Origin of the sequence: Pandoraea anapnoica (assembly GCF_902459765.1) — a bacterium.
Taxonomy (GTDB): Bacteria; Pseudomonadota; Gammaproteobacteria; order Burkholderiales; family Burkholderiaceae; genus Pandoraea; species Pandoraea anapnoica.
This window is the reverse complement of sequence record NZ_CABPSP010000010.1, coordinates 68,676-83,021: the sequence shown is the minus strand read 5'-3', so window position 1 is coordinate 83,021 and position 14,346 is coordinate 68,676. Positions and strand designations below refer to the sequence as shown.

Here is a 14,346-nt window from a genome sequence, read left to right as displayed (position 1 = left end):
GCCGGCAAAATGACGTTTTCGTGACAGTCATATGACGACGGTGCCGGTCACCTGCCCCCAACCGGCTGCCGCGCATCATACTCCGTCAGAATTGGCCGTAAATGAGGTCGAAGCGAGGCCGTGATTCCGGGCGACAACGCACGGCTTCTTGCGGCATTTCGCGGCATTTCGCAGTGACAGGCGCAACGACATTCGTTACGCCTGACGAAACGGCAGCCCGCTTACTTGCGAAGCGCCAGATCCAGATCGGCGAGCAGGTCGTCGATATGCTCGATGCCGATGGACAGACGCACCGTCTCCTCGCTCACCCCGGCCTTGCGCAGTTCGTCCGGCGACAGCTGACGGTGCGTGGTCGATGCCGGGTGCGTGGCGAGCGACTTGGCGTCGCCGATGTTGACCAGACGGGTGAAAAGTTGCAGGGCGTCCTGGAACGCGGCACCGGCGGCGTGGCCGCCTTTCACCCCGAAAGTGAGGATGCCCGGGCCGCGTCCCGACAGATACTTTTTCACCAGCCCGTGGTCCGGATGCTCCGGCAGGCCCGCATAGTTCACCCACTCCACCTTCGGATGCGTCTTCAGATACTGGGCAATCTTCAGCGCGTTATCGGTGATGCGGTCGAGGCGCAGCGCGAGCGTCTCGATGCCCTGAAGAATCTGGAACGCGTTGAACGGCGAGATGGCCGCGCCGGTATTGCGCAGCGGCACCACGCGCGCACGGCCGATGTAAGCGGCCGGACCGAACGCCTCCGTGTACACCACGCCGTGATAGCTCACGTCCGGTTCGTTGAGTCGCTTGAAGCGGGTCTTGTGTTCCGCCCACGGGAATTTGCCGGAGTCGACGATGGCCCCGCCGAGGCTCGTACCGTGCCCGCCGAGATACTTCGTCAGCGAATGCACGACGATGTCCGCGCCATGCTCGAACGGACGCAGCAGGTAAGGCGACGGCACTGTGTTGTCGATGATGAGCGGAATGCCGTGGCGATGCGCAATCTCGGCGAGCTTCGCGATGTCGGTGATGTTGCCCAGCGGGTTGCCGACCGACTCCGCAAAAATGGCTTTCGTCTTCTCGTCGATCAACGGCTCGAAGGATTCCGGCTCGCGCGGATCGGCAAAGCGCGTGGTGATGCCCGAGAGCGGCAGCGTGTGCGCCAGCAGGTTGTAGGTGCCACCATAGAGCGTGCTGGCCGCGACAATGTTGTCGCCCGCCTCGGCAATCGTCTGAATCGCATAGGTCACAGCCGCCTGACCGGACGCGAGCGCCAGTGCCGCCACGCCGCCTTCGAGCGCCGCAACGCGTTGCTCCAGCACGTCCTGCGTCGGGTTCATGATGCGCGTGTAGATGTTCCCGGGCACCTTGAGGTCGAACAGGTCCGCACCGTGCTGTGTATCGTCGAAGGCATACGCCACCGTCTGATAGATCGGGACGGCCACGGCACGCGTGGTCGGGTCGGGACGATAGCCGCCGTGCACGGCCAGTGTTTCGAGTCGCCATTGCGGCGTTTGTGACGTGGTGTCGCGTTTGTCGTTGTTGTCTGCCATGTCGAAAGTCTCCGGGAAGATAGAACGTTCCATTGACGGAACGGATCGATGCATTGCTTAGGTCTCCGATGGCATTCTAATCTGCGGCACCGCAACGTCTTATCTCCGATGCATGGATGCTTAGTGAGGAACGACCAAAGGGATCGCAACCGTTCGTAATATGGCGGGCGACACGGTGGCGACAACACGCGCTAAAGTTCAGCCGATAGCGGCGGCCGCACGTCCTGGCGAAGACTCCCTATGCCCGCTACGTCGCTACCTTTTACCGCTCGCGCGAGTCACGCCGTCGCATCGCTCGCCATCGCCCTCATGGCGATGTCCGCGTTCTCTCTCGTCTGGACCGGCAACGCCGAGGCGCAAGAAAAGCTCAGCATCCCGTCACTCGACAAGGACGCCAATGGCGCTCCCGTGATGATCGACGCCTATCTGTTCCGCGCGGCCAACGCACAGGAGCCGACCCCGGCCGTGGTCTTCATGCATGGCTGCAACGGCATGTTCTCGCGCAAGGGCACCATCGACCGTCGCGAACTGGACTGGGCGCACCGGTTCAACGCCCAAGGGTATGCGGTGCTCATGGTCGACAGCTTCACGTCGCGGGGGCAGGGCAGCGAATGTGCGAAAGGCGGGCCGGTGCGCCCTTGGGAGGAACGGCCACGCGACGCTTATGGCGCGTTGCGTTACCTGCAATCGATACCGGGCATCCGGCCGGACCGGATCGCGTTGATGGGCTGGTCGCACGGTGGCGGGACCACGCTGTTCGCCATCGGCCCGAAAAGTCCCGGCCGCACGCAGGATGCGATGGCCGCGCCGGACTTCGTAGCCGCCGTTGCCTTCTATCCCGGCTGGTGCAACGCCCGCGCGCAGGGCGCGAACTGGTCGACGAAGATTCCCCTGCTGTTGCTCACGGGCGCGGAGGACGTCTGGACCAAAGCAGCGCCGTGCGACGCGTTCGTGAAAGACGTTACCGCGCAAGGTGCGCCGATTACGTTCCGCATCTATCAGGGTGCGTATCACGACTTCGATTATCCGAATCTGCCGGTCCGCTCGCGTCCCGAGTTCACCAATCCCAAAACCCACGTCGTGCCGATTACAGGTACCCAGCCCGAAGCACGCGACGATGCGATAAAACGCGTTACCGAATTTTTGGCGACAGCTTTTGGGAAGTGAGTTTTGCGGTTTTTCCGACCGTGCGACAGCCATATTGCCGTAGCGGCATACCGGACGGGCCTCTGTGAGAGGCTCGCGCAAATCTATTCACAGGCCATCCACAGCTTAATCACAGAAATTTCACAGATCCCCACAGGAAATCCACAGGATTCTCCCGGGGTCATGCACAGGATATTCACCACATATCCACTGGATACTCACGGGTTATCCACGTCCTTTTGCCGACTTTTCCCTCGCTTTTCCACCGCATATCCCACGGGTATCCACAGGCTTACTCACAACCCTGCCACAGCTTGCTAACACGGTTATCTACAGGTTTTTCCACAGGCGCTGCGCTACCTGACGGAGCGAGTCGAAGTGAAAAGCGAGCGCCCAAAACAAAATCGGCCGCAAACAAAGGCGGCCGATTTGGTATCGGAGACTGCTTTCCCGGAGTCTCATTGCGCCGGGTGGCGCCGGCTCACGGGATTACGGCAAGTACAGCGATTCGCAAGTGCGATTAGTTACCGAAGTAGGTCGTACCGGCTTGTTGCAGGCCGCCCACCGAACCCATCGTGACCGGGGCGCTGGCCGTTGCCGGTTGTGCGCTCGGGACTGCCTTCGGATACACGGTGTCGTGTTGCACCACGAGACCGGCCTTTTGTGCCTGCACGAGTTCTTCACTAACTTGAGCGCGGGTCAGCACGCTGGTTTGCGGAACCCACGAGAATTCCGAGGGACCGTCGAAAGCGTCGCTAGCAAAAGCCGAACCGGCCGAAACAGCCAGCATTGCGGAAACGAGGGCCGAGGTAATAAGAGTGCGCTTCATGGTGTTTCTCCTGTCTGTTTGAAAGAGGCGATGTTCAATTCATCGTCGACAGTTGAAGTGTATTAGTCGCACATATTGCAATAAAGTAGATAATTGTCTATTTTTAATTTCTATTTTTGAAATAATTGAAAACATCCCGAGTGTCGCGATGCATATTATTTCGTATACGATTTACTTCTCGTAAGCCACAAATAAAGTCGGGACGCCTGTATCAGGCGTCCCGTCGGGCCACTGCCAATATCCGGCTGGCCGATTATTTCGCGGTCGCTTCCTCCGGCGTCACGGCCGTGGCGCCGGTTCCGGCCGTCTGGGCGAGCACCGGTTTGAGCGCGATGCCGGTGTGGCTGGCCTTCACCTTCGCCAGTTCGTCGGGCGACGTCGCGGCCACCACAGTGCCGCCGTCCTTGCCGCCTTCCGGTCCCATGTCGACGATCCAGTCGGCTTCGGCAATCACATCGAGGTTGTGCTCGATGACCACGACCGTATGCCCGCCGTTCACCAGCCGGTGCAGCACGTTGATCAGACGTGCCACGTCCGCCATGTGCAACCCGACGGTCGGCTCGTCGAGGACGTACAGTGTGTGCGGCGATTTCTGTCCACGACGCGTAATGTCGTCGCGCACCTTGGTCAGTTCCGTCACCAGCTTGATACGCTGCGCTTCGCCGCCCGACAACGTCGGTGACGGCTGCCCCAGCGTGAGGTATCCCAGCCCGACGTCCTTCATCAGTTGCAGCGGATGCGCAATGCTGGGCATCGACGCGAAGAACTCAACGGCTTCGTCGACTTCCATCGTCAGCACGTCGCCGATGCTCTTGCCGCGCCACGTCACCGCCAATGTTTCGGCGTTGAAGCGCTGCCCGTGGCAGACATCGCACAGCACCTTCACGTCCGCAAGGAAGCTCATGCCGATGGTCCGCACGCCCTGACCTTCGCAGGCCGGGCACCGGCCCTCACCCGTGTTGAACGAGAAGCGCGAAGCCGAGTAACCGCGCGCGCGCGCTTCGAGCGTATCGGCGAACAGACGTCGGATGGTGTCCCAGAACCCGATGTAGGTGGCCGGGCACGAACGCGGTGTCTTGCCGATAGGCGTCTGGTCGACTTCGAGCACGCGGTCGATCGTCTCCCAGCCCGTCACCGATTCGCATCCGTGCCACGCATGCACCACCGGACGACGCGGCTCTGCGGGCGCGTCCGACTTCGCGCGCGGCTTGCCGTCCGCCTTCACCGCATGGCGCACCGTGCCCTTGCGCGCACGACGCTCCGCAGGCGACGACAACACCGAACGCCCCACGGCATCGAGCAGGTTCGTCATCAGCACATCGCGCGCAAGCGTCGACTTGCCGGAACCGGACACGCCAGTGATCGCCGTGAGTCGCGACAGCGGCAACGAGGCCGTCACATTCTTCAGGTTATGAAGCGACGCGCCGTGCACCGTCAGCCAGTTCGACGGTACGGCCTCAGCCCCCTTCGCCGGCGCAACGACTTCCCGACGCGGTTGAATCGGATGCTGCAACGGATGGGCGAGGAACTTGCCGGTCAGCGAATCGGGATGCGATGCGAGATCGGCCACATTGCCCTGCGCGACGAGCGTACCGCCGCGCTTGCCCGCCCCCGGACCGATATCGATGATGTGATCCGCGCGACGAATCGTGTCTTCGTCGTGCTCGACCACGACCAGCGTGTTGCCTTGATCGCCAAGCTTGCGCAGCGCCCCGAGCAGAATGCCGTTGTCGCGCGGGTGCAAGCCGATGGTCGGCTCGTCCAGCACGTAGCACACGCCCTGCAAATTACTGCCGAGTTGCGCCGCGAGACGAATACGTTGCGACTCGCCACCCGAGAGCGTCGGTGCGGCACGATCGAGCGTGAGGTAGCCGAGGCCCACCTCTTCCAGAAACTCCAGACGCCCCTGAATTTCGCTGACCAGATCGCGTGCGATGCTCGCGTCGCGACCTTGCAGTTCGAGGCCCTGGATCCACTGACGTACGTCCGTCACGGTCCATTGCGCGACGTCGGAGATGGCGTGTTCGTCGAACGTCACCGCACGCGCCACACCGTTCAGGCGCGCGCCGTGGCAATCCGGACACGGCTGATCGCCCACATCTTCCGGCTCCTGATCCTGCGACGGCAGCGAGTGCTCGCGGCCGCGATTGTCCTGATTGAGTACGGTGTCGTCGAACGCCTCACGCTGTTCGCGCGTGAGTGCGAGGCCCGTACCGACGCACGTCGTACACCAGCCGTGCTTGCTGTTGAACGAGAACATGCGCGGATCGAGATCCGGGTAGCTCGTGCCGCAAACCGGACATGCGCGCTTAACCGAGAACACCTCGATCTCGCCCACGCCCTCGCCCGGTTGCTCGTCGGTCATCGTGTCGCCCAGACCATCGAGCGGGGCGAGCAGATGCATCACGCCCTTGCCCAGTTCCAGCGCTGCCGCCAGCAACGTGCGCAGCAAGCCTTCGTTCTCAGGCGTCACCACGACATCGCCCACCGGCAACTCGATGGTGTGTTCGCGGAAGCGGTCAAGCTTCGGCCACGGATCGACCGGGAGGAAAACGCCGTCGACCCGCAGATGCGAATGACCGCGCGCCTTGGCCCATTTCGCCAGATCGGTGTAAATCCCTTTACGTCCCACAACGAGCGGTGCGAGCAGCCCCACGTGCTGGCCGCGACGGTCGCGCATGAGTTGCGCGACGATGGAGTCGGGGCTTTGCGCCGTCACCGGCGCGCCGTCGTGGATGCAATGCTGAATGCCGAGCTTCACGTACAGCAGACGCAGGAAGTGCCAGACTTCCGTGGTCGTTGCGACGGTACTCTTGCGTCCACCACGCGACAGACGTTGCTCGATGGCGACCGTCGGCGGAATGCCATACACGGCATCGACTTCCGGACGCCCCGCTGGCTGCACGATGGACCGCGCATACGCGTTGAGCGATTCGAGGTAACGACGCTGCCCTTCGTTGAACAGAATGTCGAACGCGAGCGTCGATTTGCCCGAACCCGAAACACCGGTGATGACGCTGAACTTCCCGCGCGGGATCGCGACGTCGAGCGACTTCAAGTTGTGCTCGCGTGCATTGACGATGCGAATGTCGTCGCCCCCCGCTGGCTTACGATGTGCGCGGGCGGCGCGCAAGGCCGTTTGCAACGGCAGCCCGGCATCGCTTGGCGCCGTGCCCGAGGCCACCGCTTGGGCGGGCGCAACCACCGTGCGTTCGTACTCGGCCAGTGCGCGCCCGGTGTGCGACCCTTCGCACGCCACGACATGCGCGAGCGTCCCTGCACACAACACCTCGCCACCGCCTTCGCCGCCTTCCGGCCCGAGGTCGATGATCCAGTCGGCCGCACGCACCACGTCCAGGTTGTGTTCGATGACGAGCAGCGAATTGCCGCCGTCGAGCAGCTTGCCGAACGCGCGCATGAGCTTCGCGATGTCATCGAAGTGCAGCCCGGTCGTCGGTTCGTCGAAGATGAAGAGACGGCCACGATGCGCGACCTTCTGCCCGCTCGCCGTCTTCTTCTGTGCCGCTTCTGCAAGGAAACCGGCGAGCTTCAGACGTTGCGCTTCACCACCGGAGAGCGTCGGCACCGGCTGCCCGAGCTTCACGTATTCGAGACCGACGTCCACGATCGGCTGCAACACACGCAGCACGTCGCGATCCGACGAGAACAGCTTCACAGCCTCGTTGACGGTCAGTTCCAGCACATCCGACACGCTCAGTTCGCGCATCGCTTCGCCGGGGATGGCGCGCTGGATCTTCACGTCCAGCACTTCGGCGCGGTAGCGCTTGCCATCGCAATCCGGGCAACGCAGATACACGTCGCTCAGGAACTGCATTTCCACGTGTTCGAAACCCGAGCCGCCGCACGTCGGGCAACGGCCATTACCGGAGTTGAAGCTGAACGTGCTGGCGTTATAACCGCGTTGCAGCGCGACTGGTTCGGCAGCGAACAGCTTGCGGATTTCGTCGAATGCGCCGACGTAACTTGCCGGATTCGAGCGCGCCGTCTTACCGATCGGCGATTGGTCGACGAACACGACGCCCGACAGTTGCTCCGCGCCGATCAGTTCGTCGTGTGCCCCCGGGGCTTCGGTCGGGTCACCGAAGTGACGCGCCAGCGCCGGGCTGAGGATGTCCTGCACCAGCGTCGACTTGCCGGAGCCGGAGACGCCGGTCACGCAGACGAGGCGTCCCAGCGGAATGTCGACGTCGACGTGCTTGAGGTTGTGCTCACGAGCGCCGGTCAGCGTCAGACGCGGCGTCGCCTCGTCCACCGGACGCGCCCGCCAGTTCGACGCGTTCGCCACATGTTTGCGGCCGCCGAGATAGCTGCCGGTGAGCGTGTCGGCGTGACGCACTTCGTCGGGCGTACCGTCGAACACAATCTGACCGCCACGCTCGCCCGGCCCCGGTCCCATGTCGATGACACGGTCGGCGGCCAGCATCACGGCCGGATCGTGTTCCACGACGACCAGCGTGTTGCCCGCGTCGCGCAACCGATGCATCGCGGCGACGATGCGGTCCATGTCGCGCGGATGCAAACCGATACTCGGCTCGTCGAGCACAAACAGCGTGTTGACGAGCGACGTACCGAGCGCAGTCGTCAGATTGATACGTTGCACTTCGCCGCCGGAGAGCGTGCGGCTCTGGCGGTCGAGCGTGAGGTAGCCGATGCCGACGTCGCACAGATACTTCAGACGCGTGCCGACTTCCTCTTGCAACAACTTCAGCGCGTCATCGAGCAGGCTCGACGGCAACGTCAGCGAATCGAAGAACTGACGCACGCGCGTGATCGGCATGAGCATCAGATCGTGCATCGTCAAACCGGGCAGCGCTTCGAGTTGCTCGCGCGACCACGACACGCCACGCGGCATGAAGCGCTGCGCGGGCGGCAGCACGGCGTCGGCATTCTCCTTCGAGCCGAGTCGCCACAGCAGGCCTTCGGTCTTCAGACGCGCGCCGCCACACGTGTCGCACGTGGTGTAACTGCGGTACTTCGAGAGCAGCACACGGATGTGCATCTTGTACGCCTTCGACTCCAGATAGCCGAAGAAGCGGCGAATACCGTACCACTGCTTGTTCCACTCGCCTTGCCAGTCGGGGTCGCCTTCGATGACCCATTCGCGATGTTCGGGCGCGAGCTTCGACCAGGGCGTGTCGCGCGGGATGCCCGCTTTGCCTGCGTACTCCAGCAGGTCTTCCTGAATCTCCTTCCACGCGGGCGTCTGAATGGTCTTGACTGCACCTCCGCGCAACGTTTTGCGTTCATCGGGAATGACCAGACCGAGGTCGACGCCGATCACGCGACCGAACCCGCGACATGCTTCGCACGCACCGTATGCGGAGTTGAACGAAAAGAGCGCGGGCTGCGGATCGGCGTAATGCAGATCGCTGTCCGGACAATGCAGGTCCTGCGAATAGCGCCAGATGTCCGGCTCGCCTTCTTCGGCCAGAACATAGACGTTCACCCGGGCGCGGCCGCGCTTGAGCGACGACTCGATGGCTTCCATCGCGCGCGCCTTCTCGGTGTTCTGAAGGCGGAAGCGGTCGGCAACGACGTCGAGCACCTTGCGCGAGCCCTCAGTGGTCGTGACTTCGCGCTCGGCCTGCACGCGCGTGTAGCCGGACGCGGAGAGCCACTGCTCCACTTCGTCGGGCGTGACGCTGCCGGGCAACTCGACCGGGAAGGTGACGACCAGACGCGGGTCGCTCTGCGCGGTGCGCGCCATGAGGTCGGCGTAGATCGTCTCGGGCGTGTCGTGACGCACCGGCTGGGCGGTTTCGCGATCGAACAGCGCCGCCGCGCGGGCGAAGAGGAGCTTGAGGTGATCGTTGAGTTCGGTCATCGTGCCGACCGTCGAGCGCGAGCTGCGCACGGGGTTGGTCTGATCGATGGCGATGGCGGGCGGCACGCCGTCCACATGGTCGACCTGCGGGCGGTCCATGCGGTCGAGGAACTGGCGGGCGTAAGCGCTGAACGTCTCGACATAGCGGCGCTGGCCTTCGGCGAACAGCGTGTCGAAGACCAGACTGGACTTGCCGGAACCGGACGGACCGGTCACGACGGTCATCTCACCGGTCTGGAGATCGACGTCGAGATTCTTGAGGTTGTGCTGGCGGGCGCCACGAATACGAATGGCGTGGCTGGCCGACGGGTCGGGTTTCGAGGAGGACTTGTCCACTGGGTATCAGAGCCGTATCAGTGCGAAAACGACAAAACGACAGAGCGCATACGCGCCTCGGGGGAACTACTGTATCAGGCCGATGCGACAGCCGCTGGCAGCATCCAGGTGTCGCCGGCACGTTGCGATTGTACTGTATATTTGTACAGCATCAATCCAATCCCCCATTCGCGGTGGTCTTAATCCTCCCCCTCCATCCGTCACCGCACGATAGGTCATGATATGATGCGAATGATTATCATTAACCTCAAAAGCTGCTAGATCAGCGACGGTTGCCAGTTCGAGCGGCCAAGCCAACATCATGATGCGTGACGACAACGGGGGACGCAAAGATCACGCACGCGCGGATGCGTCCGGCGTGGCCGCGCTCTATCACGATCATCACGGCTGGCTGCGCAGCTGGCTGCATCGCAAACTCGGCAATCACGGCGACGCCGCCGATCTCGCGCACGACACGTTCGTGCGGCTGCTCAGCAAGGACACGCCCGTCTGCCCGCGCGAACCCCGCGCGTTCCTCACCGTCGTCGCGCAAGGGCTGGTCGCCAATCTGCATCGCCATCGCAAGATCGAGGCCGCCTATCTCGATGCGCTTGCCGCACAGCCCGAAGCCGTCGCCCCCGATCCCGAGACTCGCGCCATCCTGCTCCAGACACTCATCGACATTGACCGTCGCCTCGACGGCCTGCCGCCTGTCGTGCGCCGCGTCTTCCTCATGTCGCAACTCGACGGCCTCGCGCAGCGCGACATCGCCGAGACCGTCGGCATCTCCGTCGCCACCGTGCAACGCCATATCGTCAAAGCCCTGCACGCCTGCTGCTTCGGTGACGCCGCATGAGCCACTCGATGCCCTCCGACCAAAGCGCCGCCAGCCGCTCAGCCGCCACGCCGCTGCCGGAAGCCGTCACGCTTGCGGCCACCGAATGGTTCGTCCGCCTGCACGCCGTCGGCACCAATGACGAAGCGCATGCCGATACGACCGACACGCACGCCGCCTGGCAACGCTGGCACGATGCCGACGCACGACACGCACTCGCGTGGCAGCGTCTGGTCGACTTCGGCGCGCAGCTTCGGACAATTCCACCGCTGGTCGCGCACAACACGCTCGTGCGGGCGAATGCCAATCAGGGCCGACGCCGCGTGCTCGGCCTCATCGCCGTCGCGGGTGTGACGGGCGCGGTCTGGTTGGCCAGCGACTCGAACACCGCGCGCGCCTGGCGTGCCGATCTGAGTACCGGGGTGGGCGAGCGCCGCACGGTGCAGCTTGCCGACGGCACCGTCCTCGCACTCAACACCGATTCCGCCGTTGACGTGCACTTCTCGAAGGACGTGCGCCGTCTGCGGCTTGTGCGCGGGGAAATCGCCATCACCACTGGCGCGGACGCCGATCACGGGCATCGCCCGTTCTTCGTCGACACCGCGCAGGGCAGTCTTCAGGCGCTCGGCACGCGATTCGCCGTCCGCCAGCACGACGACAGCGCCGCCGTGGCCGTGCAGGAAGGCGCGGTGCGCGTTGTCCCGGCCAACGCAGCCGACGCCGCCGTCGTTCTCACGGCCGGGCAGGGCGCCACCTTCGACGCCACGGCCCTGCGCTCACGCTTCGACGATGTTGGCGTCGCCAATGCCGCCGCCGCGTGGACGCAAGGGATGCTCGTGGTGCACGCCATGCCGCTCGGCTCGTTCCTCGCGGAACTGGGTCGCTATCGACGCGGGCATCTCGGCTGCGCACCGGAGATTGCTCGCTTGCCGGTATCGGGCATCTATCCGGTCGACGACACCGATCGCGTGCTCGACATGCTGTCGCGCGCCTTGCCCGTCGACGTCCAGCGCTACACCCGGTGGTTCGTGCGCGTTCAGCCGGGCAACAACGCGAGCGCAAACACTGGCCGTTCCTCCACCGAAGTGCCGACGCGTCGCGCCGTCGGCGGCGACCGCACGCACACCTGAAACGGCCATCGCCAACGCGCAGAAAATTTTTTGACGTCGGATTGAGGGGTTTTCGAATCTCGCGGGGCATAGACAGGAAAGCCCATTTCGATGTTTCGATGCTCCCAGGAAAGGAAACCGCCGTCATGTCTTCTCACGTCAGCTACACGCTCTCGCGTGCCGCACGTGCCCGCACGCCCGCTCATCCTGCACGCAGCGCCGTCACCCTCGCCGCCGCCGCGCTCTTCACCCTGACCGCCCTGTCTGCACTCAGCGTCCTCACGTCGCCGGACGCTCATGCACAAACACCGGCACAGGCGCCCACCGCCGCACGCGCCGCGCAGTCGCTGCACATCCCCGCCGGTTCGCTGCAACAAGGGCTGGTTGCCTTCGCGCAGCAGACGGGCCTGATGATCTCGTACGACGCCGCCCAGATCGCCGACAAGCGCACAGCAGGCGTCTCCGGCACGTACACGCCGTCGCTCGCCCTCGCGATCCTGATCGAAGGCACGGGCCTGCAGGCGACCGGTCAGCCCAACGGCGGCTACATCGTCGCGCCCGGCCCGAACGCCACGGCGGGAACAGTCACCGGGGCGGCCGTCGCCCTGCCCCAGACCAACGTAACCGCCCGCGCCGAACGCGACGTCGCACGCGGTCCGGTGGTCGGCTACGTGGCCACGCGCAGCGATACGGCGACCAAGTCGGATACCTCGATCATGCAGACGTCGCAGTCGATCAGCGTGATCCCGCGCGATCAGATGAACGATCAGGCCGTCCAGACGGTGACGGACGCGCTGAAGTACGCCGCTGGCGTGAACGCCGACCCGTACGGCAACGACACCCGCGCCGACTGGTTCTACATTCGCGGCTTCAATGCCGACGTCTACTGGGACGGCCTGCGCGTGCCGCAGATCGCGAACCGCCCCGGCAGCTACGCCGCCGTTCGCGTCGATCCGTACACGCTTGAGCGCGTGGAAGTGCTGCGCGGCCCCAGCTCGATCCTCTATGGCGCAGGCAACCTCGGCGGTCTCGTCAATCTGGTAAGCAAGGCACCGAGCGCGGAAGCCTACCGCGAGATCGGCGTCGACTACGGCACGTTCGACCGTCGTCAACTGCGCGTGGACATGACCGGCCCGGCCAACGAAGACGGCACGCTGCTCTATCGCATCACCGGTCTTGGCCGGATGTCGAACGCGCAGACCGACAACGTGAGCGACGACCGTCTGATGATTCAGCCGTCGATCACGTGGCGTCCGAACGCGCAGACGAGCTTCACCTGGTTCGTCAACTATATGCAGGACAACATGGGCTCGTCGGTCAGCTACGGCCCGGCGCTGGGCATGGTGAAGGACTCCCGCTGGGGACGCATCGACCGCGATCTGCTCACCGGCGATCCGTCGTTCGACCGCTATCGCAAGACGCAGGTCGCCACCGGCTACCGCTTTGAACACCGCGTGAACGACGCGTTGCAGTTCCGCTCGACGGCGCGCTTCACGCACATGGATCTCGACTACAAGTCGATCTACGGCACCGCGCTGCTGGCTGATCAACGCACGCTGCAACGCACGGCCTATCAGGCCGCGCCGATTCTGAACGGCTGGCAGCTCGACAACAACGTGCAGTACGACACGACGACCGGCCCCGTCGCGCACAAAGTGGTCGGCGGTGTGGACTTTCAGACGCAGCGCTTCCTGAACCGTGTGTGGTCGGGTTCCGCGCCGTCGCTCGATCTCTACGCACCGGTTTATGGCGTCAAGGGTGTACTGCCCGCCAATCCGACGACCAGCACCGACCAGACGCAAACACAGCTCGGCCTGTACCTGCAAGACCAGATGCGCTGGGACCGCTGGTATCTGACGCTGGGCGGCCGCGAAGACTTCACGTGGTCGACGACCGACAACAACCTCAACAATTCGTCGGTCAGGCAAACGCCGAACAAGTTCACGTGGCGCGCGGGCCTGCTGTACGAATCGGCCATCGGTCTGTCGCCGTACTTCAGCTATTCGACGTCATTCCTGCCCACGCTCTCGACCAACCTCGCGGGCACGCCGCTTGAGCCGACGACGGGTCAGCAGTACGAAATCGGCGTGAAGTACCAGCCGGTGAACACCGATGCCATCTTCACGGCGTCGCTGTTCAATCTGACGCAACAAAACGTCTCGACCGCCGATCCGGCCAACACGCGCAACACGATTCAGACGGGTGAAGTGCGCTCGCGTGGCGTGGAAATCGAAGCCCGCATGAGCCTCACATCGAAGCTCAACATGGTGGCGAGCTACACGTATCAGGACGTGGAGGTCACGCGTAGCAACAACACCGACCTGGGCAAGCGTCCGTATGGCGTGCCGCGCAACATGGCTTCGCTGTGGGCCGACTACAACTTCGGTAGCGTGGGCGACGCCAAGCTCGGCGCAGGGGCTGGCATCCGTTATCTCGGCCAGACGGCGGGTGACTCGGTGAACTCGTTCTCGGTGCCCAGCGTGACACTCGTCGATGCGTCGCTGCACGCCGACATCGGCTGGCGCTGGCGTCTGCAACTGAACGCGACCAACCTGTTCGACCGCACCTATGTGGCGGGCTGCAACACCACCGTGCAGTGTTACTACGGCACCGGCCGTACGGTGATCGGCAGCGTGACGGCGCGCTGGTAAGAGGTCGATGCGTTGGGGACGAGGCGTCACACAAGCCGCTTCCCCAACGCGCAGTCGTCTCGTGAGTTGCCTCGCGTC

At 63.9% G+C, this 14,346-nt stretch carries 7 protein-coding genes; 4 read left to right on the top strand and 3 right to left on the bottom strand.

Translation table 11 applies throughout. From position 1 onward, the window contains the following. Window positions 1–221: 221 nt before the first annotated feature. A complete protein-coding gene (locus tag PAN31117_RS16730; RefSeq protein WP_150739194.1) occupies window positions 222–1,538 on the bottom strand; it encodes an O-acetylhomoserine aminocarboxypropyltransferase/cysteine synthase family protein in 1,317 nt (438 codons plus the stop codon). Window positions 1,539–1,778: 240 nt separating this feature from the next. On the opposite strand from PAN31117_RS16730, the gene PAN31117_RS16725 reads away from it, so the two are divergent. Next, window positions 1,779–2,705, top strand: coding sequence for a dienelactone hydrolase family protein (locus PAN31117_RS16725; RefSeq protein WP_150739193.1), 927 nt, complete (start codon window positions 1,779–1,781; stop codon window positions 2,703–2,705). 499 nt (window positions 2,706–3,204) lie between these two features. On the opposite strand, the gene PAN31117_RS16720 is transcribed toward PAN31117_RS16725, so the two are convergent. Both PAN31117_RS16720 and uvrA read right to left on the bottom strand, forming a co-directional pair. After that, the gene (locus PAN31117_RS16720; protein ID WP_150739192.1) at window positions 3,205–3,513 is read right to left on the bottom strand and encodes a DUF4148 domain-containing protein; all 309 of its coding nucleotides are present in this window, start codon (window positions 3,511–3,513) and stop codon (window positions 3,205–3,207) included. 253 nt (window positions 3,514–3,766) lie between these two features. Beyond that, window positions 3,767–9,694 (bottom strand): excinuclease ABC subunit UvrA, encoded by a 5,928-nt coding sequence (gene uvrA / locus PAN31117_RS16715; RefSeq protein ID WP_150739191.1) that lies wholly within the window; start codon window positions 9,692–9,694, stop codon window positions 3,767–3,769. 301 nt (window positions 9,695–9,995) lie between these two features. Here uvrA and PAN31117_RS16710 point away from each other — a divergent pair, with 301 nt between their 5' ends. The 3 genes from PAN31117_RS16710 (at window position 9,996) to PAN31117_RS16700 (ending at window position 14,268) form a co-directional block, all read left to right on the top strand. Then, a complete protein-coding gene (locus tag PAN31117_RS16710; protein WP_246189137.1) occupies window positions 9,996–10,529 on the top strand; it encodes a sigma-70 family RNA polymerase sigma factor in 534 nt (177 codons plus the stop codon). An 8-nt stretch (window positions 10,530–10,537) separates the two neighbouring features. Then, window positions 10,538–11,638 (top strand): FecR domain-containing protein, encoded by a 1,101-nt coding sequence (locus PAN31117_RS16705; protein WP_217429666.1) that lies wholly within the window; start codon window positions 10,538–10,540, stop codon window positions 11,636–11,638. 125 nt (window positions 11,639–11,763) lie between these two features. Next, a complete protein-coding gene (locus tag PAN31117_RS16700; RefSeq protein ID WP_174991000.1) occupies window positions 11,764–14,268 on the top strand; it encodes a TonB-dependent siderophore receptor in 2,505 nt (834 codons plus the stop codon). Window positions 14,269–14,346: the final 78 nt, after the last annotated feature.